The following is an 18,611-nucleotide window of genomic DNA, read 5'->3' on the forward strand; positions in this document are numbered from 1 at the left end:
GTACCGCAACCCACAATGCGTCCAAGGTGCGCGTCCAAGACCGGCTCGTCACAGTTGAGGGTGTAGTTGGGATACATGAGGTATCGCTTCGCGGTTGTGGGATGCGGTGGTATGGAGGGCGCTCACGAGGAGGCCTTCGCGCGCCTGCGCGATCGCGTGCACGTCGTCGCGACCGCTGATCCGATCAGGGAGCGCGCCGAGCAGGCCGCCGAGGCCCTCGGCGCCGAGGTCGCCGTGACGGACTATCGCGACGTCATCGAGGACGTGGACGCGGCCTTGATCGTCGTTCCTCATCACCTGCACCATCCGATCGGGATGGACTTCATTCGGCGCGGGAAGCATGTTCTGATCGAGAAACCCCTGGCGGTCAGTGAACAGGAATGTCTGGAGTTGATTCACGCCGCATCGAGCGAGGACGTCCTCCTCATGGTGGCCTATCCATTGCGCTATCACCCACTGGTCGTGGCGATGAAGAACGAGCTCGACGCGGGACGGATAGGAGAGGTCTTCCAAATTGCGATTTGGACCGAGCAACTCACGCAATGGCCGAAGGGCGATTGGCACAGTTCGAGAGAGACATTGGGCGGCGGCCAGCTTTTCAGCCACGGATGCCATTACGTGGACCTCCTGCTCTGGATGCTCGGCGATCCGATAGAAGGGGCTCACTTCGGCTGCCGGAAAGGCACGCCATGGATGGAGGGCGAAGGCACGTCGAACATAACCATCAAGTTCGCGTCAGGGGCGCTCGGCTATCACTTCGGCACCTGGGGTGCCCGCGGAACCAAGCACGGCTACGAGTTCCAGGCCCATGGTTCGGACGGCATGCTCGCCCTCAATCTTGCAACGTCCACCCTCATGCTCCACAAGGGCAACTCCGCGGATCTGATCCATGAACACCGCGGGAGCACGAAGTACGTCGAAGGCGAACTGAGCCATTTCGTGGCATGTCTCGACGGAAAGGCATCGCCGCTGACCGACGGACCGAGTTCCCTTCAAGGCCTACGTGTCATCTGGCGACTCTACCGGGCAGAAAACGAGGGCAGAATCGCAGATCTGTCCGGGCTCGGCTTGCACGCCGAATGGGAGCAAGCCGGCCTCGACCTCCTCCCACCGGCAAGGCGCAGGCAGGGCTGAGCCGTACGGGCGTTATGGAACCGTGACGTAAGAACTTGCGGATCCCGTCTGTGCACCAAGTCCTTTCCGGGTGGTCGTGGACTGTGCCACCTGTGCACGGCGGCGGTGAAGTCGCCGGCCGGAGTCGCCCGGCACTCGGAAGTTACTTCCTGCACGAGGCCGCCGACATGAGAGGTTTCGTCGCTCTCGGGTGGTCTTGACCAGGCAAACGCGACCAAGCCAAACTCCTCGCTGTCCAAGGGTTTCAGAGAGAAACCCGCTTCCAGCGCCCGTTGTCTCCATCCGCCGCTGCTCGTCCGTTCACGGCAGCCGAGACGGTCGATGTGCATGCCGATGGAGTCCCGTGCCAAGCACAAGCCAGACGGCGCTCTGCAGCACTCAAGGCAACGCCCGAGTGCGTCGCCTGAGCGCCTGACTGCATCACCTGACTGCATCACCTGAGTGCATCGCCGATCATCAGCAACGCGGAGGGATGACGCCATGAGTTCAGTCGATCGACGTCGGCTACTAGCGGCAATCGGACTGGGGGCCGTGCCGGCCGTGACTCTCGCGGGTGCCGAGCCGGCGTGGGCCAGCCCCACGAGCGCCAGCAGCGCCGCGAGTGCTGCGAGTGTCACGGCTCTCACGATGACCGACCTGCGTGCCCTGAGCACGCCGAGCGCCGACACCGTCTACTTCCTCACCGATCCAGGACTCGAGGGACCGTTCCGCTACCTCGCCCAGGACACGTCCTCGGCCGAGAACTACGGAACCGTGATCGTCGGCGCCAACGCCGCCCGCTACCACCGGATCCTGCTCGACAACGAGATCGACACCGGCTGGTTCGGAACCATCGGCGACGGCGCAAACCACCCACTCTCGGAACGGTTCACCACGCTGACCGAGGCCCGGGCCATCTACCCCCACGCCACAGCACTCACCGACGAGATCGACTGGTGCGCCATCCAAGCCGCGATCAACACTGCGAAGTCGGCGAACGCGGTCACCACCGCGATCCGCATCCCGCGGGGCGACTACGTGATCAACCAAGCGCTGCGTGCCGAGGTCGACGGGTTGCTGCTGCGCGGCCTGGGCGGTGCGTCGATCTCCATCGAGATGGACTACTTCGGCCTCATGGTGAACCGCGGTACCGGTGGTACGGAGGCGGACCCCCAGCCGGTGTACGGGGTCCAGGTACGCGACCTGACCTTCCGCGCGATGAAGGGCTACGGCCCGACCAACGGCGGCATCATCATCTTCAACAACTGCCGCGACCTGCTGCTGGACAACGTCACCGTGGTCGGTGACGCCGCCAAACTCACGGAGCGCCAGCGCCTCACCAACGGCATCGGCACCTCCCAGGGCACCACCGGCGTACTCCGCAACTGTCTGGTCGACGGCACCTCCAAACCCGGTTACTACATCGCCAACGGTTCGCACCACATCAGGATCGAGGGCTGCGAGGCGCGCAACGTCTCGGGCTCCCTCGGGTATCAACCCGGTTTCGGTGTCTCCGGTGCCGACAGCATCACCTTGGTCGACTGTCAGGGCCATGACAACCAGGGCGCCGGACTGCAGATCACCTGTGACGGGTATCCGGCGGGAGTGGGTACTCCGTCGACGAACATCCAGGTGATCGGGGGGCAGTACTCCCACAACCGGGGCAACGGCATTCTGATGGGTACGAATCTCGTGCCGCAGTACCCGCGTGATGTGCAGCTTGTCGGGGTCGACACGTCCGACAACGAGCTCAACGGTTTCCTCTCGGGCGCCGGCACGCGCGTGGTGCTCGCCGACCACGTCGCCCACGGCAACAAGAACAGCGGCATCGCGATCGTGAACTACTTCGCCATCACGAGCAGCTTCCAGGTCATCGACCCGCAAGTTGCGAACAACGCCATCCACGGCGTCGAGATCCGCTCGGTCGATCGGGTGACCATCCAGGGTGGGCGGACCTTCGACGACCAGGCAGTCGCCACCCAGGGGGCCGGTGTCGCGCTCGTCCCGATCGCGGGCGAAGCTGCCCCGTCGAACATCCGCATCCTCGATGTCGACGCCTTCGGCAACCGTCTCGGCGCTGTGAGCAGCACCGGCGCTGACGCCATCAGCGGGCAATACCGGCTCACCGGCACCGGATCCCCGGAGAACGTCGTCGCGGCACCGGTCGGGTCGCAGTTCACCGATCTGGCTGCCGGTCTGCACTACGTGAAGACCGTCGGCACCGGCAAGATCGGCTGGAAGGCGCTGGCGACAGTTCTCTGACCGGCGCCCGACAACACCCAGATGGAAGCCGACCGCATGCTCATCGACCACACCGCGGATTCCGACCGTTGCATCGTCTTTGAGAACGCGTCGATCCGCGTCGGGATCAACGTCGACTGCGGAGCGCACATCTATGAGCTGGTCGATATGCGCTCCGGCAGCGACATCCTGTACCGGGACCCGGCCGGCAGTCGCGACTACCGCGTCGGGGCCTGGTACGAACTCTTTCCGAACGCCGGACCGGCATGCCAGTTCCAGGGACGGCAGTTCTCACGCCACGGAGACCTGCAGCACCAGCGGTGGCGGCTCCTCCGAGCCAGCCTCTGCGGTCACACGGCTGAGCTGTCGTTCGCCGGTCGCAGTCGCGAGATCCCTGTGCTGGTCACGCGGCACATGCAGATCGGCCCGGCGGGGCGGATCAGAGTGCGGGAGTCGCTGAGCAACGAGTCGTCGCTCGACCTTCGCTATCTCTGGGGGCACCACATCACGTTCGGCGAGAACATGATGGAGGGGAGTGCCCGGGTCGAGCTTCCGGACATCGACTTCACCGCCGAACTGGACGCCGCCCCGGACGCGCCGTACCCGCCCTCCGCCCGGGGCCGGGCGAACCGATTTCCCAGCAAGGACGGAGCCACTGTTGATCTGACCCGCTTCGACCAACTGCCGTACTCGGCGATGCTGTTCGCTGACCTGAGCGACGATGCCCACTACACGGTCAGCTCCCCGACGCTCGGGCTGACCGTGCGCGCCGAGTGGGATCCGCACGCGTTCGGATCGCTCTGGATGTGGACGACCACGCACGGAACCACAGTGGACTCCGATCTGGTGGCGTGCGCGCTGGAGCCGCAGTCCAGCGCAGTCCCAGCTCTTGCCGACGCCTGTGCCGCCGGCACCGCGCCGAAGCTGGCGCCGCACGCCCGCCGTACGGCCTGGCTGAATCTCGAGGTTGCACACGACACCCGATCCTGACCGTACGACGACGCTGTTCCGCCCTGTATGCGTGGGCCTCTGCCCGGTCAGCGCGCCTGGTCGTCCGCCAGGGCGGCGATGTCGGTTTCGTTCACGATGAGCGGCGTGAACTCGATCGGGGCCGACGGCGGAGGCGGGCCGGTGAGTTCAGGGTGTTTCACGACGCCACGCAGATCGGCGACGATACCGGACTGCTCGGCCTCGTACAGCTTCCAGATCAGCTGCAGTCCCTGGATCGACTGCTCGGCGTCCGTGTGGGGCGGGCGTCGCTCGTCGATCGCGTCGAAGAACTCGAGGATCTCGCCCAGCACGTTCTTGGTGATCGGGTGCTCGGCCAGCAGGGTCTCCTCGGGACCGACGATGAGCTTCAGGGTGCCGGCGTGGAAGTCCAGTTCGACCATGCCCTCGGAGAACTGGGCGTGGATCGCGTACTTCAACCGGGAACCCTTCGCTCCCCAGGTGCCCCCGTGGTAGCCGAGGATGTCGTTCTCGAACTTGATGACCGCGTCACTGGTGCCTTCGCCTTCCATCCACGGCGTACCCAACGTCGTGCCCATGTGGATGCCCCGGCTCGGCGGACCGCAGAACCACAGCAACAAGTCGATGTAGTGGCATGCGTGGCTCACGAACTGACCGCCACCAAGGGTCGCCTTCTTCAGCCCCCAATGCCCCTCGGCATAGCGGGTGTACTGCTCAGTCCAAATGTGCATGTGGAACAGTTGGCCGAAGGCGTAGGTGTCGACCAGCTCCTTCAGCTTGATCACCAGCGGGTGGTAACGCATCGGGTACGCCGTCATCAGGGTCACGCCCTGCTTCTCGGCCTCGGCCTGCAGCTCGCGACACTCCTTCTCCGTGATCGCGAGCGGTTTCTCCATCAGGACGTGCTTTCCGGCGCGCAGGCAGTCCATCCCGATCGGGTGATGCAGGTGATGCGGCAGCACCCCGAGCACGCAGTCGACCTTGTCGAGGATCTCCCGATGGTCGGCGACAGCGTATGGAGCGCCGAGTGCATCGGCTGCGGTCTGGGCACGTTCGAGGACCGGATCGACGCAGGCGACGACCTCGACGCGGTCGGCCAGGTCCGCGAACACCGCCTGGTGCGACTTCTCCATGCCGCCGCACCCGAGGATAGCGAGGCGGTGTCGATGTCGTGGAGGCACAGCTCCGCTGTCGGTCATAGTGAAACCTTCCTTGCTGGTGGTGGAATCGTTCGACGGAGCCAGAGCAGGCTCGCGTAGGTACCTCAGCGCGGTTGCCGCCCGTAGCCGTCCTCGTACTCGGCGCGGATGGCGTCGCCGCCTCCGGAGCGCCAGTCCTTGACCACCGCGTCCCATTTCGACAGCGGCGCGCGCCCGGTGATCACGTCCAGCGACGCGTTGTACATCTTCAGAGTCAGTCGAGCTCCGACCGAGGAGTCCTTCGAGGAGTACAGGCCGGCGGTCGGATACGGCAGAGCGGTGGGTCCGACCTTTGCCTCATGACCGCACTCGGCGCGGGTGGTGTCGGCATACTCGGGCGAGTACATCACCATCGGTGCTCCGGGAAGGTAGTTCGCCACGATCTTCTCCCGCGGGCCCCGTTCGGTCGAGACGGGTCCGACGCCGTCCTGCCAGTTGTAGTCGACGCCCTCCTTGCCGTACTGGACGTTCAGCCACTCCCGCGTGCCGAACGGCGCGGCAAGTGCGTTCATCAGCCGCAGCAGTTCCTTGACACGCTCGGCTGGAAGGTCCTTACGGATCGCGGTGATCCCGTTGTTGCCCGACCCCACATAGACGGGTGCGGGGCCCCCGCCATCGAACTTCGGCGGCACCACCGGGGCGGCTTTCAAACCGGGGGCTCGTTGCACGAACCCTTTCATCCCGTTGGTCAGGCCCGCGCCGCCCACCTCGAGCAGCACGGCCTGACCGGCCAGCCACAGGGCCGGTCCATCTGGATTGTTGAACGCCTGCGGATGGAAGAGGCCCCCCTTCCACATCCGCGCGGTCAGGTCGAGCCACTGCTTGTACTGCTCGGTCTCCACCTCGTTCACGAACTTGCCGTCGGTCACCTGCCAGGTGTTCGGCACTCCGCACATCTGCCGCAGGAAGTTCGGCGGGAACGGCGAGATCATTGCCCACCGGTTGGCCTTCGGATCGGTTACCGAGCGACAGAAGGCGAGGAACTCCTGTGCATTGGTGAAGTCCACGCTCAGTCCGAGCTTCTCGACGATGTCGAGCCGTGCCTCCATGCGCCACTGGATCGGGAGCAGGTGCATCGGCACTCCCATGATCCGCCCGCCGTAGACCGCCCCCTGCCACGACAGGCTGGGAATGTTCGCGAGCATCGGATACTCCTTGACGGCATCCTCTGCCAGATACTCGGTCAGATCGCAGAACTTCGCCTGCAGCACCTTGTCCAGTTGGGGTACGGGGGGAACCCGTGCGAGCTCCGGCAACGTGTCGCCGGCCACGGAGGCCTGGAAGCGATTCTCCCAGTCCGACTTCGGGACCATCGTGATGTCCAGGGTCGCCCCGAGCTGCTCGTTCAGGTTCTGCCAGAACGGATTGCTGCCCATCGGCGGCGGGGTCCACGAACTCAACGGCGCCAAGACCGTGACCGGTTTGGCGATGCCCAGCTTCTCGGGCAGGATGCTGACCCGATCCTTCGGGAAGGTCAGGTATCCGTCGAGCGCATTCGGGTTGGGCGCCGGAATGTCGGCCGTGGCGCCCTTGAACGGGATGTACTTGGGTAGCATCCCGCTCCCGATGGTGCCCGATCCGGTCGACTGCCGTGATGCGCCGTTGGTACATCCGGCCAGTGCCCCGGCGGCGACGGCGGCCCCTGCTGCCAGGATCGTACGTCGAGATACTGTCGCGTCGTTGTTCATGGCAAATCTCCATCTACGCTCGGTGCCGCACGACCCGGACGGATCGATCGGCCACTCGAATCTGGTTGGCTGCTTCGGTCAGCCCTTCACTGCGCCGGTGAGCATGCCTTTGGTGAAGTGCTTCTGCAGGAACGGGTATACGCAGGCGATCGGGATCAACGAGACGACCAGGATGGCCATCTGCAGCGCGGGCTGCGGCGGCGGGATCTCTTTGACGATGTCGTTGTCGACGGCAACCTGGGCGTTGTCGATCAGGTACTGCCGCAGCACCAGCTGGATAGGCCATCTGCTGCTGTCCTGGAGGTACAGCAGCGCCGTGAAGAATTCGTTCCAGTACGCGACGGCGTAGAACAGTCCGATCGCGGCGAGGATGGGCTTCGACAGCGGGAGCACGATGCTCCAGAAGATCCGCAGCTCGCCGGCGCCGTCGACGAGGGCCGCCTCGGTCAGCTCGGCAGGCAGGTTCTGGAAGAACGCCCGCATCACGATCACGTTGAACGCCGACGCGCACACCGGGACGATGAGCGACCACAACGAGTTCAACAGTCCGAACTGTTTGACAGCGAGGTAGGTCGGGATCATGCCCGCCGAGAAGAACATCGTGACCAGGACACCCATCAGAATGACCCGATTGAACAACATCCCGCGGCGCGAAAGCGCGTAGGCCAGCAGCGACGTCACGGTGAGCGAGATGAGGGTACCCATGATCGTGACGAAGGCCGAGACTCCCAGGGCCCGGGTGACCTGTCCGCCGGTGAAGATCACCCGGTAGGCGATCAGCGAAGGATTCTCCGGCCAGAGCACCAGTCCGCCGCCACGACTGATTTGTCCGGAGTCGGCCAGCGAGGTCGAGATCACCATCACGAACGGGCCGATGACGAACAGGCAGCAGATCGACAGCGCAACGACCTTGAGTGCCTCGAGCCGCCGTGCCGGCCGGTGGCCGACGTACAACGTCGCCTTCGCGGATCTCCTGTTGGTGACGATGCCGTCGGTGTCGCTCACTTGTCCTCCTTCTGGTAGAGGCCGGTCTCGCCGAAGAGGTGCGCGATCTTGTTGGCTCCAAGGACCAGCAGCACCGCGATGGCACCCTTCACCAGACCGACAGCGGCCGAGACTCCCCACTCACCGCCGACAATGCCGTTGTTGTACACGTAGGTGTCGAGCACCTCGGAGACCTGCAGGCCGACCGCGTCCTGCTGGAGCACGATCTGCTCGAAGCCGACCGACAGCAGGTTGCCGATCCGCAGAACGAGGATCAGTACGACGACCGGAACGATGCCCGGCAGCGTCACGTGCCACAGCTGCCGCCAGCGCGACGCGCCGTCGACGGCGGCCGCCTCGTACAGGTTCGCGTCGATCCCGGCCAGCGCGGCGAGGAAGAGGATCGTGCCCCAGCCACAGTTCTTCCAGATGTCCTGCAGGATCAGCAGCGGTTTGAAGAAGTCGGGGTTGCCGATGATGTGCGGCTGGCCTGCCCCGATGGCTGTCATCACCTGCTCCAGCGGCCCACTGAACCCCAGTACGTGCTGGAACAGCGCCACCACCACGACCCAGGAGAGGAAGTGCGGCAGGTAGAGGATCGACTGAACGATCCGCTTGAACCGCTCGGACACCAGGCTGTTCATCAGCAGCGCCAACGCGATCGGTGCCGGGAACGTGAAGATCAACTGCAGGAGCGTGATGATCAACGTGTTCGCCACCGCGTTCCGGAACGCCGGGTCGCTGCTGACCAGAATCCGGAAGTTCTGCAGCCCGACCCACGGCGACTCGAGGATCCCGACGTACGGCTGGTAGTCCTTGAACGCGATCACGTTGCCCAGCAGCGGCAGATAGGTGAAGCACAGGAGCACCGCTGCTCCCGGCAGCACGAACAACAACAGGACCCGGTCCCGCCGGAACCGCTGCCAGAACGTCTTGCCGGTCGGCGACGAGGGGACGGCATCGGACATCGACGCGTCAGATGCTCTTGGTATCTGCACCATCTTGCTCATGCGATTCCTCTCGTCGTCGGATGTGGGTGCGTACGTCGGCCCGGCCAAGGAAGGTCGCCACCTGCCGGGTCGACGCCGGAATCAGGCGTCACTCGTGCCGCGGGACGCGATGACGCGACTGATCTGGTCGGATTGGCCGGGAGAGAGGCACTCGTGGTCGGCGAGACACCAGTTCCCCGCCAGGTGCCCTTCCCGGGCCAGCACCTCGTTGACCCCTGCGATACTCCCCATGAAATCGTTGGCCGCATCGAACACCGCGGCATTCGCGTCGGTCAACCGCGCTCCTCGCGCCAGCAGTTCGAGCGGTACCGGCTCATCGGCGCGGACGATTCGTCGTACCTCCGCATGCAATGCCACCGCCTCGTCCGTCCACACCGCCCACTGCCCGAGCAGCCCGCCGACAATGTGCACCGTCGTTCCGGCAAAGCGGTACGGCGTCAACAGGTCCGCGACGATGTTGTCGTCGTTGCCGGTGTAGAGAGCGATCTCGTCGGCGCGGCCCGCATCGATCACCGCGCGGACCACATCCACGGTCGCGTACCGGTCGAAGGGTGCGACCTTGATCGCCTCGACGCCGGAGATTCCGGCGAACGACCGCCAGAAACGGTAGCCGAACCGTCGCTTGCCGATCGCCGGCTGAAGGTAGAACCCGAACACCGGCAGCACTTCGGCGACCGCCCGGATCCCGTCGAGAATCTCCTCGTCGGGCGCGCTCCCCCAACCATGCATAGCTACCAAGGCCAGGTCGTAGCCAAGACCAGCGGCGACTTTCGCCTCGCCGACTGCCTGCTCCGTCGGACCTACGACACCTGCGACCAGCAGCCGACGTTCTGCTTCCTCCGCGGCCAGGGCCAACACGTGATCATAGAGGCCGAACTCGCGGATCTCGAACTGTGTCGTGTGCACACCGACAGCGACACCGCCGGCCCCGCAGGCAACGTAGTACCGGGTCAGATCGCGTTGCCGTCGCTCGTCCAGAGTCTTGTCGGCGCGCAACGCCAACGGGTGGGCGGGGATCACCAGCCCGTCGCGCAGACGCCGGCGCTTCTCTTCGTCAAACATCAGAACCGCCCGTTGCGTTCGGCGAAGTGCGTGGGCTTGTCCAGCAACGGACCGCCGTCCCGCAGCCAGGCCACGGTCCAGTCGAGCATCTGCGACAGGCTGACCGACGGGTATCCGAAGCGACCGAAGCACTGTGCGGCGTTCGCGAGCAGAGCAGTCGGCGACGGCTCGTTCACGAACAGCGGATCCCGTCCCAGCCGCCGGCCGAGTTCCGTTGCAAGCCAGTGAACGGACGCGGTCTCCGGTCCGGTGACATTGAGCACGGTGGAAGGAGTCGAGGCCAGAGTCAGTGCGGAGAGTGCGTACCGGTTGGCATCGCCTTGCCAGATCACGTTGATGGCGGCGGTCGCCAGGTCGACCGGTTCGCCTGCTTCGACCGCTCGGACGATGTCGGTCAGCACGCCGTATCGGCAATCAACGGCATAGTTGAGCCGGACGATCGCCAGCGGCGTGTCGGTGGTTTCGGCGTGGTACGTCAGTACCCGCTCCCGGCCGAGGCACGACTGCGCGTACTCACCGATCGGGCCCGGTATGACCGTCTCGTCGGCGCCACCAGAGGTCGCCGGGACCAAGGGATACACGTTGCCGCTGGAGAACGCCGCGATCCGCGAACCGGCGTATCGTCGCACGACCCGGCCAGGCAGGTAGGAGTTGACTGCCCACGTGGTGGCAGCGTCGAAACTGGTACCGAACTTCCGGCCGACCATGTAGACGACGTTGGCCGCGTCTGGCAGCGACCCGAGCGCCTCGTCGTCGAGTAGATCAGCCGAGATCGTCCGTACGCCGGAGTCCTCGAGCTCGACGCGAGCCGCCGGATCGGAGAACCGCGAGACCGCGTACACCTGACGATGACCCGGCAGACGGTCGAAGACCGAGGCGGCCATCCGGCCGAGACTGACGCCCATCTTGCCGGCGGCACCGAGCACGACGAGGTCTCCCTCGATGCTCGCGAGGTCGGACACCAGGCGTTCAGCAGGCTCGTACACCCGGCTCGCGATGTCGTGCAGCGATGACGTCGTCGAGCCTGTCATGACCCAGCAACCAACGTCCGCCAACCGCTCTTGCCGGTGCCCTTTCCCTTGATGTACTTCACGCCGCCGTCGATATCCGAGTACTCCGACCCGGGCGGCGCCGGGACAATCCCTTCGGGCTTGCCGCTCCCCGTGATGCGGATGTATCCACTCGTGGGTTCCGCCGCAGCGAGATCGAACGCATCCGCCGGGCTTCCTTGAAAGTCGAGGTCCAAGACCCGGAAGGCACGCGGCGCGGGCATGTCCACGATGTCTTCCGCGCGGACGCCGCCGTAGATGGTCGACACCACGTTCCTGTTCTCGGCGGTATCGCCACTGGTGATGGGGAGCGTCTGTACCCCGTGGAGCTGGGTGGGCTCGGCCTGATCGTCGAACGCATACCCGCCGTCGATCGTGACGTTGTCGACGGCTCGGATCTCAACACCGGCCCCGCCGTTGTTACTCAGCTTGGGGTGAGCGATGTGCACTTGGTCGGTGAGCTCGAAGTAGTTGAGGACAACGATGCCCTTGCCCTTGTTGTTGCGGGCGATGTGGTCAGTGAGCGTCAGTCGTTGCACCGCGCCGGTGAGGAACCCGGTGAGTTCGTTGTCGCTGGTCTCCACGCCGATGAGATGAATGTCGCGCGGCGTTTGCGGCACGAGATTCGTACCCATGAGGATGCCGTGTCCGCGGTTGTGCGAGTACTGGCCGCCGATGACCTGGATGTTGGTCGATGGCGTGCCGACTCCCGGCGGGTAGCCGTCGCAGGTGATCTGGAGACCGGCTCCTTGGTTGTGATGCCCGTGGCACCCGATGAACATGATGCTGTCGGCGCCGGACACGGCGAATCCCGGCTGGTAGCCGAGGGAGCCGGAGACGTTGCGGGCCTCGCATGCCTCGACCCGGATGTTTCTGGATCCGTTCGCGATGTAGTACCCGGGCTTTGCGACCCCGTCCACGACACAGTTGCGGATCACACCGGTCGTGCCCTGCGAAGTTGCGATGCCGTTGGTGAAGCGTCCCCGCGCCGTGAGTTTCTCCGGGTCCCCGATGACCGTGACGTTGTCCAGCAAGAGATCGATCGAGTTGTTGAAGATGATGATGCCGCCGTTGACCGGGCCGTAGCCCTTCATCGCACGGAAGGTGAGGTCTCTGACGTGGACGTTGTAGACGGGGTCGACACCCCGCTGCCCATTGGCCTTCGGGCGATTGACCATGAGGCCGAAGTAGTCCATCTCGATGGAAATGGACGCGGCACCCATGCCGCGCAGGTAGAGCCCATCAACTTCGGCACGGATAGCCTGGTTGATTACGTAGTCGCCCTGCGGGATCCGAACGGCCTTGGTGGTCGCTGACGCCGCCTTGACGGTGTTGATCGCGGCTTGGATGGCGCACCAGTCGATCTCGTCGGTGAGTGCTGTGGCGTGGGGGTAGATGGCCCGGGCCTCGGTCAGCGTGGTGAACCGCTGCGAGAGTGGGTGGTTTGCGCCGTCGCCGATGGTTCCGAACCAGCCGGTGTCGATCTCGTTGTCGAGCAGGATCCGGTGGTAGCGGGCGGCGTTGGCGCCGACGATCACGGTTCCGTAGTTCTCGGCCGAGGACGTGTCCTGGGCGAGGTAGCGGAACGGTCCCTCGAGTCCTGGATCGGTGAGGAAGTAGACGGTGTCGGCGCTCGGCGTGCTCAGGGCACGCAGGTCGGCCATCGTGAGAGCCGTGGCACCCGCAGCACCTGTGACACTGGTGGCACTCGTGGGGCTGGCCCACGCCGGCTCGGCGCCCGCGAGAGTTACGGCCGGCACGGCCCCCAGGCCGATTGCCGCTAATATCCGACGTCGATCGACTGAACTCATGGCGTCATCCCTCCGCGTTGCTGATAATCGGTTGCTGATCTCGGCGATGCACTCAGGTGATGCACTCAGGCGCTCCCCTTGGCTATTGCCGCAAAGCACCGGGTGGCTTGTGCTTGGTGCCCGGGGACTCGATTGGCACGCGACGCATGCAGCGGCTTTCCCTCGGAACCCTTTGAACCACTTGGATTGCGAGGAGTTTGGCTCGGCCGTGTTTGCCTGGTCAAGACCACCCGAGAGCGACAAAACCCCCTCATATCGAGCCCCTGTGCAGGAAGTAACTTCCCAGTCCCGCGCGGATCTCACGGGCGGCTCCACTCGACTCCAGCGCCGTCAACCACATCCGCCACGATCCGCCACCGTGTAGAAAAGGACTTAGCGCACACGGCGCTCCAACAGCTCGCATATCACGTTTCCGTAACACCTTGGCGACCCGCCCCGGCGGTACACGAACACCCAGACGAAAGGTCCGAGTGCAGCCGCAGCCCAACCGAGGCCAGTCGTTGGGCGAGCGCGTCCCAGACCTGTTGGGCCTGGCGCTCGGTCACGCAATGCACCACCGCATCATCGGCATACCGCTCGAGCTGCACTCCCGGGAACTCCCGCGCGAGGAACAGGTCAAACGCGTAGTGCATGACCAGGTTCGCCAGCACGGCGAGACCGCTGACCCGGAAGCGGGGCGACGCTCGGTGTACTTCAAGGAGGCGGCGCCGTTCGGCGATGGTGGGTACGGCGTTCGGGTCGGGTGGGCGCCGGTTCACGGTGCATCCGCCGAAGCCAAGTGAGAGGTCACGGCATCGACGGTCACCTCAGCGGACGGCAGTCAGAACCCCGTTAGGGAGATCCAGGAGTGTGCAGCGCGCTCAGCCTCCTGCCTTCGGCCCGAACCTGAGCAGCGGAACGTCATACAGATCGGGCTGGCGTGGGCGGGAGAAGGTGGGTGCGGCTACCTCGACCAGGTACATCTCGGTGAGGAATTGGACAGTAGCCCCGAGGAGGTGACTTGTGTAGCCCGTGGCGGAACGGGACTTGAGGCCGACCGAGGTGTGGATGTGCGGCAGGATCTCGTTGGTTGCATCGTCATACGCGAGGGTCCCGCCGCCTAGGGCCTCAACGTACTCGAGGTTGACGGAGCGCCAAACGGGGGCTTCAGGGTCCTCGAGGCGTTCGCAGGTGCCGACGAGTTCGACGTCACGGAAGCCGGCAATGAACATCGGGATGAAGCCCTGGCGGATGTCGTGGCTGCGGCAGAAGTCGGTGAGGGAGGTGTAGAAGTCCTCGCCGTGGTCGAAGCGGACGGCGAAGGTTCGGCCGGGGGTGACCTCGGCTGCTTGCACTGGCTGCTCCTTCAGGGATTCTGAGGTTGGTTGACGTTGGCAACGTAGCGGAGGGCCGCCATGAGGCCGTCGGTGGACACCAGACGGCTCCGTGGATGAGCGAGTCCGTCGACGCCCGCCGATGCGAGTTCGCGGCAACGGGCGGCGAACCAGGTCCACGGGACCTCGAGGTAGGTGGCCATCGCCTGAAGCCGGCCCGCAGGAGACGGGTGAGCGATGATCGACTTCGTGGCGGCATGGCCCGCGATCTCACGGTAGGCGGACCATCGCGACGACGGCGCGTCAGTGTCGACGTACCAGAGCCCAGTGCCACGCAGCCAGTTGGCAACGATGAGATCGTCCGCGACGACGAATCCCTCGATCTCGCCGAGCTCGGGCTCCGAGCTGATCTGGACTTCTACACCATGCGCCTCCATCAATGCCACCGCAAGCAGTGCAAGAACACGCTCGTACCTGGGCGACGCGCGGACCTCATGCTCGGGGATGCAGAACCCGCGGCGCATGTTCGCGTATCTCGCGGCCGTGTGCCGAAGATAGGTGAGTTTGTGTGTCCACAGGAGCCACGCGGCAGCCTCCTCGCCGCGTTGCTCCCGGCTCCAGAAGAACGGATCGGTGGTCAGCCTCGGCAAGTGTCTGATGATGTGTCGAGCGCAGAAGTCCGAACCGAGCCACTTGCTCGACACATCGTTCAGCTTTGGAACCTCGCTCAGCGTTGCCGAGGACGCCGAGCGTTCCTCATAGTGCGCAAGCAACTGCTGATACGAGTCCAAACGACTGTCGTCGGCCAGGATCGCGGAGTCGGTGTTGCTGACGGCCCACACGACCCCGATGGTCATGTCATCCAGGCGGTAGGCATTCGGCACGCGATGTGACACAGAGCGCCGTACGGCGCCAGCTGCGAACTCGCGGCCATCCGCAACATGAACGACAGGCCCGTCCTCGGCGACCGTGTGCGTGACGAGCAACGTGCGCCGATGCGGCCGCGCAAGGCTCGCAAGCAGCTCGGACGAACGCTCGAGCACGAGTCCACCGTCGACGAGCACCGAAGGCGCCGTGACCGCGGCTAGCTCTGCCCCTTGGAAGAAGCGACCACCAGGCACGTCGACGAAGCTCACATCGGGCGCATCATGGCCGGCCAGCTCAGCTAACGCGATGCTCCGCCTGGTGGCATCCCTCTCGTCCACAGCACGTGCCCGCCGATTCTCGAAGCCCAGCTCAGCGTCGCCGGCAACACCCAGTACCTCACGCAGCGCGGCTCGCACACTGACGATCGGCCACGAATACCAACCACGCTCCCAGTCCGAAACCGACTTCGAGGTGACCGCTCCCGGCCGACCGGTGGACCGCAGGAGCGCTGCGTTCACCTTCTCGGCCAGCTGCGCCTGCGACATCTCGCCGCGCGCACGCCTCAGCTTCCGATTGGGCTCCCGCTCAGAATCAGTCACTGCCCCTCTCGCTTCCTCTTCGTTCGATACGCTGAGGATGCTATGAAGGAAAAGGACGGCGCGCGGGCGCGACAGGACGTGTCCGAGACGTCCCGCCTACGCTCAAGACGTCCCAAGATGTCATAAGTTAGGTCTATGGCCAACGAGCGACTACGAGCCGCGATTCTCGAGAACGGCTTGACCACACCCGCGCTCGCAACGGACCTCGGCGTCGACGTCAAGACGGTTGAGCGCTGGGTCAATGGTCGCACACCCTACCGGCGCTACCGCTACGCCGTGTCCAGCCGACTCGGCGTCGACGAGGGCTACCTCTGGCCGGACGCACTCACCAAGGACCAGGTCACTTCTGCCTCGGCGAGCGAGATCGTGGCCGTGTATCCGCACCGCTCTGAGGTGCCGCGGGACACCTGGAGACGACTGTTCGAGTCGGCTGACGAAGAGATCGGCGTCCTGGTCTACGCCGGCCTGTTCCTCGCTGAGGACGCGGGGCTGCACCGGATCATCCGCAAGAAAGCGAAAGCCGGCGCTCGGGTCCGATTCCTCGTAGGCGACCAGCACGATCCGCACGTCGCCGATCGAGGCGAGCAAGAACGCGTCGGCGATGCGATGGCTGCCAAGATTCGCAACGCACTTGTCCTCTACCAGCCGCTTCGCGAGATCGAGGGGGTCGAGTTCCGCAGTCATCGGACCGTCCTCTACAACTCGATCTTCAGGGCCGATGACCAAGTCCTCGTCAACACCCACGTCTACGGGGCCGGCGCGTCTCATGCGCCGGTCTGGCATCTGCGCAAGGTGGCCGGCGGCGAGTTCGTCAGCGTCTACCTCGAAAGCTTCGAGCGAGTCTGGGACACCGCCGTACCGCTAACGGAGGACTGATGCCACGACGTGTCGACTACTACGACGACCCGGCAGCGCCCGCCGCGAACAGCATGGTTCCGTCGGTGAACGTCGTAGTCGAGGACGACGCCGGGCGGATTCTCATGATCCGTCGCTCCGACAACGACAACTGGGCGGTGCCTGGCGGCGCGATCGACCTCGGTGAGTCGATGGCGCAGGCCGGCGTACGCGAGACGGTCGAGGAGACGGGCATCGAGTGCGAGATCACCGGCGTCGTCGGCATCTACACCGATCCGAAGCACATCATCCTCTACACCAGCAACGGTGAGGCCCGGCAAGAGTTTTCCATACTCCTCACCGGGCGCTTCCTCGCCGGCGAGCCGACGCCGAGCAGCGAGAGCACCGAGGTGCATTGGATCGAGCCAGCTCGCCTCACCGAACTCAACATGCACCGCTCGATGCGCCGACGCATCAACCATTACCTCGAACGGCCGTCAACGCCCTACTTCGACTGAACGTCCCCGCGCCACCCGGACTTGCATGCTGCGAGTCGAATGCCGGAGCTGCGGCGCTGACCGTCGAACCGATCGATGTACCACATGATCGGCCGGGTACCGAGCAAGAATCTCCGCGATCCGCTCGTCGACCGTCGTCGGTACGCCGTCAACCGCCGTACGCAAGTCGCAGTACGTGAGCGCGTCCAGCAGTCCGGCGGGCGGCGCCTCGAATTCGTCGCAAACCGCCGGCATCCCGCGCTCCTCAGCCTCGATCGCAGCGCCGGTGTGATGCGCTACGAGCTGGCAGACGGCCTCCGGCACGTCCGGCAGGCAGCGCAGGTACCTCGCACCGTCAAGCGAGTGGAACCCACTCAGCGACAGAGACTGCGCATATCCGATGTCGTGCAGCCACGCAGCTGTCTCGATCAGGTCAGAGTCCTCGCCAAGGACATCCGCGAGCGACCTGGCCCGCTCCGCCACGCCTTGTGTGTGCGCCCAGCGCCGTGGGAACTCATGCTCGAGAAGTCTTCTCGCAATCTCCCGAGCGTCGTTAGGTTTGATCACGTCCTCGACGCTACGTCAGATTCCGAAGGACATGACAGGACGTCTGCCGGAAATCTCGGGACGTCTTGTTCCACTGACCAGTTCACCGGATCACCGCGGATGCCTCGTTCCAGACCCTATCGAAGCTGGACATGTAGAAGTCGAACATCTCCCCCTGGTCCGCCTTGAGCAGGTGGTAGACCGGCGTGCGGGCCGACGCGATGCCGTGCAGGTGCTGATTCACGAGGACCTGGTTGTCGACGCGATAGATCGAGTTGTACAAGAGCACATTGTGCAGACGCAGTTCCACTGAGCCCGTTGCCACGAGAGGTCGAACGCGCAGAATTGAGTCGCTCATGCTGTCGGAGAGCGCCTCCTCGTCATCCTCCTCAGCTCCCGCTCGCGTGAGGTCCAGACGACCTGGATCTCCGAGCGCGAGCGCCACCTTCAGCCCCTGGGCGCCTTTGTCTGCGAAGATTCCAAGAATCCGCGAGTCCTCCATCAGGAACCTCGCACTGTAGGCGAGCACGTTGATCTCTCGCCGCGCATTGGCGAACATCGAGAGCCAGGCATTCTGCGAGATGAGTTCACGCCGCGGATAGGCACCCGCCAGCTCGGTCGGCGCAGACAGCCCTGGCGCGCGGAGCTCCGGCCAGATGGCGCCTTCATCGACCTGGAGCAGCCATGCGAGCTGGTCTCGATGCCTGGCGTACGGCAGCCTGCCGTCAAGCCAGCGCTGAACCGTTTTCGGGTCGACGCCGAGGCGTGACGCCACGTCTGCGTCCGACAGTTGGGCCTCGAACAGCGCTCGCCGAAGCGTGTCGTTCAC

The 18,611-nt window shown here is 64.9% G+C and carries 18 protein-coding genes; 6 read left to right on the top strand and 12 right to left on the bottom strand.

All coding sequences use genetic code 11. The annotated features are described in order from the left end of the window. The first annotated feature begins 75 nt into the window (after nucleotides 1-75). From AB0I12_RS24870 to AB0I12_RS24880, 3 genes are all read left to right on the top strand, one after another. A complete protein-coding gene (locus AB0I12_RS24870; RefSeq protein ID WP_359933859.1) occupies nucleotides 76-1,134 on the top strand; it encodes a Gfo/Idh/MocA family oxidoreductase in 1,059 nt (352 codons plus the stop codon). Nucleotides 1,135-1,761: 627 nt separating this feature from the next. Then, nucleotides 1,762-3,375, top strand: coding sequence for a right-handed parallel beta-helix repeat-containing protein (locus tag AB0I12_RS24875; RefSeq protein WP_359933861.1), 1,614 nt, complete (start codon nucleotides 1,762-1,764; stop codon nucleotides 3,373-3,375). A 21-nt stretch (nucleotides 3,376-3,396) separates the two neighbouring features. Beyond that, complete coding sequence (locus AB0I12_RS24880) at nucleotides 3,397-4,344, top strand: hypothetical protein (RefSeq protein ID WP_359933863.1); 948 nt, start codon at nucleotides 3,397-3,399, stop codon at nucleotides 4,342-4,344. Nucleotides 4,345-4,391: 47 nt separating this feature from the next. Here AB0I12_RS24880 and AB0I12_RS24885 read toward each other — a convergent pair whose 3' ends face one another. From AB0I12_RS24885 to AB0I12_RS24920, 8 genes are all read right to left on the bottom strand, one after another. After that, nucleotides 4,392-5,678, bottom strand: coding sequence for a Gfo/Idh/MocA family oxidoreductase (locus AB0I12_RS24885; RefSeq protein ID WP_359933865.1), 1,287 nt, complete (start codon nucleotides 5,676-5,678; stop codon nucleotides 4,392-4,394). Further along, complete coding sequence (locus tag AB0I12_RS24890; protein ID WP_359933867.1) at nucleotides 5,588-7,210, bottom strand: hypothetical protein; 1,623 nt, start codon at nucleotides 7,208-7,210, stop codon at nucleotides 5,588-5,590. Before AB0I12_RS24890 ends, AB0I12_RS24885 begins: the two co-directional genes overlap by 91 nt. Before the next feature lie 78 nt (nucleotides 7,211-7,288). Continuing rightward, the gene (locus AB0I12_RS24895) at nucleotides 7,289-8,215 is read right to left on the bottom strand and encodes a carbohydrate ABC transporter permease (protein ID WP_359933869.1); all 927 of its coding nucleotides are present in this window, start codon (nucleotides 8,213-8,215) and stop codon (nucleotides 7,289-7,291) included. After that, nucleotides 8,212-9,204 carry an ABC transporter permease subunit gene (locus AB0I12_RS24900; RefSeq protein ID WP_359933871.1) on the bottom strand — a complete coding sequence of 331 codons (993 nt, stop codon included), beginning with the start codon at nucleotides 9,202-9,204 and terminating at the stop codon, nucleotides 8,212-8,214. Before AB0I12_RS24900 ends, AB0I12_RS24895 begins: the two co-directional genes overlap by 4 nt. An 81-nt stretch (nucleotides 9,205-9,285) precedes the next feature. After that, on the bottom strand, nucleotides 9,286-10,266 hold the full coding sequence (locus AB0I12_RS24905; protein WP_359933873.1) for a dihydrodipicolinate synthase family protein: 981 nt from the start codon (nucleotides 10,264-10,266) through the stop codon (nucleotides 9,286-9,288). Continuing rightward, the gene (locus AB0I12_RS24910; RefSeq protein WP_359933875.1) at nucleotides 10,266-11,297 is read right to left on the bottom strand and encodes an epimerase; all 1,032 of its coding nucleotides are present in this window, start codon (nucleotides 11,295-11,297) and stop codon (nucleotides 10,266-10,268) included. Before AB0I12_RS24910 ends, AB0I12_RS24905 begins: the two co-directional genes overlap by 1 nt. Next, nucleotides 11,294-12,979: a right-handed parallel beta-helix repeat-containing protein gene (locus AB0I12_RS24915; RefSeq protein ID WP_359933877.1), complete on the bottom strand. Its 1,686-nt coding sequence runs from the start codon at nucleotides 12,977-12,979 to the stop codon at nucleotides 11,294-11,296. Before AB0I12_RS24915 ends, AB0I12_RS24910 begins: the two co-directional genes overlap by 4 nt. A 551-nt stretch (nucleotides 12,980-13,530) precedes the next feature. Beyond that, nucleotides 13,531-13,758, bottom strand: a complete 228-nt coding sequence (locus AB0I12_RS24920; protein ID WP_359934407.1) for a hypothetical protein — start codon at nucleotides 13,756-13,758, stop codon at nucleotides 13,531-13,533. Here AB0I12_RS24920 and AB0I12_RS24925 point away from each other — a divergent pair. After that, complete coding sequence (locus AB0I12_RS24925; RefSeq protein ID WP_359934415.1) at nucleotides 13,675-13,908, top strand: hypothetical protein; 234 nt, start codon at nucleotides 13,675-13,677, stop codon at nucleotides 13,906-13,908. The genes AB0I12_RS24920 and AB0I12_RS24925 overlap by 84 nt on opposite strands. Before the next feature lie 78 nt (nucleotides 13,909-13,986). Here AB0I12_RS24925 and AB0I12_RS24930 read toward each other — a convergent pair whose 3' ends face one another. Further along, nucleotides 13,987-14,460, bottom strand: coding sequence for a DUF296 domain-containing protein (locus AB0I12_RS24930; RefSeq protein ID WP_359933879.1), 474 nt, complete (start codon nucleotides 14,458-14,460; stop codon nucleotides 13,987-13,989). A gap of 11 nt (nucleotides 14,461-14,471) precedes the next feature. Further along, nucleotides 14,472-15,905, bottom strand: a complete 1,434-nt coding sequence (locus AB0I12_RS24935) for a helix-turn-helix transcriptional regulator (protein ID WP_359933881.1) — start codon at nucleotides 15,903-15,905, stop codon at nucleotides 14,472-14,474. A gap of 135 nt (nucleotides 15,906-16,040) precedes the next feature. Here AB0I12_RS24935 and AB0I12_RS24940 point away from each other — a divergent pair, with 135 nt between their 5' ends. Both AB0I12_RS24940 and AB0I12_RS24945 read left to right on the top strand, forming a co-directional pair. Next, nucleotides 16,041-16,781, top strand: coding sequence for a helix-turn-helix transcriptional regulator (locus AB0I12_RS24940; protein WP_359933883.1), 741 nt, complete (start codon nucleotides 16,041-16,043; stop codon nucleotides 16,779-16,781). Further along, a complete protein-coding gene (locus tag AB0I12_RS24945; protein ID WP_359933885.1) occupies nucleotides 16,781-17,257 on the top strand; it encodes an NUDIX domain-containing protein in 477 nt (158 codons plus the stop codon). Before AB0I12_RS24940 ends, AB0I12_RS24945 begins: the two co-directional genes overlap by 1 nt. Here the strand turns inward: AB0I12_RS24945 and AB0I12_RS24950 are convergent. Beyond that, nucleotides 17,237-17,803, bottom strand: a complete 567-nt coding sequence (locus AB0I12_RS24950) for an HD domain-containing protein (RefSeq protein ID WP_359933887.1) — start codon at nucleotides 17,801-17,803, stop codon at nucleotides 17,237-17,239. The genes AB0I12_RS24945 and AB0I12_RS24950 overlap by 21 nt on opposite strands. A gap of 82 nt (nucleotides 17,804-17,885) precedes the next feature. After that, a complete protein-coding gene (locus AB0I12_RS24955; RefSeq protein ID WP_359933889.1) occupies nucleotides 17,886-18,611 on the bottom strand; it encodes an XRE family transcriptional regulator in 726 nt (241 codons plus the stop codon).

This window comes from Kribbella sp. NPDC050459 (genome assembly GCF_040655315.1).
In the GTDB taxonomy this organism is placed as follows: Bacteria; Actinomycetota; Actinomycetes; order Propionibacteriales; family Kribbellaceae; genus Kribbella.

Coding starts and splice junctions, on each gene's coding strand:
- AB0I12_RS24870 (WP_359933859.1), top strand. CDS start 76: ATGAGGTATCGCTTCGCGGTTGTGGGATGCGGTGGTATGGAGGGCGCT.
- AB0I12_RS24875 (WP_359933861.1), top strand. CDS start 1,762: ATGACCGACCTGCGTGCCCTGAGCACGCCGAGCGCCGACACCGTCTAC.
- AB0I12_RS24880 (WP_359933863.1), top strand. CDS start 3,397: ATGGAAGCCGACCGCATGCTCATCGACCACACCGCGGATTCCGACCGT.
- AB0I12_RS24885 (WP_359933865.1), bottom strand. CDS start 5,678: ATGGGACGCGGTGGTCAAGGACTGGCGCTCCGGAGGCGGCGACGCCAT.
- AB0I12_RS24890 (WP_359933867.1), bottom strand. CDS start 7,210: ATGAACAACGACGCGACAGTATCTCGACGTACGATCCTGGCAGCAGGG.
- AB0I12_RS24900 (WP_359933871.1), bottom strand. CDS start 9,204: ATGAGCAAGATGGTGCAGATACCAAGAGCATCTGACGCGTCGATGTCC.
- AB0I12_RS24905 (WP_359933873.1), bottom strand. CDS start 10,266: ATGTTTGACGAAGAGAAGCGCCGGCGTCTGCGCGACGGGCTGGTGATC.
- AB0I12_RS24910 (WP_359933875.1), bottom strand. CDS start 11,297: ATGACAGGCTCGACGACGTCATCGCTGCACGACATCGCGAGCCGGGTG.
- AB0I12_RS24915 (WP_359933877.1), bottom strand. CDS start 12,979: ATGGCCGACCTGCGTGCCCTGAGCACGCCGAGCGCCGACACCGTCTAC.
- AB0I12_RS24925 (WP_359934415.1), top strand. CDS start 13,675: ATGCACCACCGCATCATCGGCATACCGCTCGAGCTGCACTCCCGGGAA.
- AB0I12_RS24920 (WP_359934407.1), bottom strand. CDS start 13,758: ATGCACTACGCGTTTGACCTGTTCCTCGCGCGGGAGTTCCCGGGAGTG.
- AB0I12_RS24940 (WP_359933883.1), top strand. CDS start 16,041: ATGGCCAACGAGCGACTACGAGCCGCGATTCTCGAGAACGGCTTGACC.
- AB0I12_RS24945 (WP_359933885.1), top strand. CDS start 16,781: ATGCCACGACGTGTCGACTACTACGACGACCCGGCAGCGCCCGCCGCG.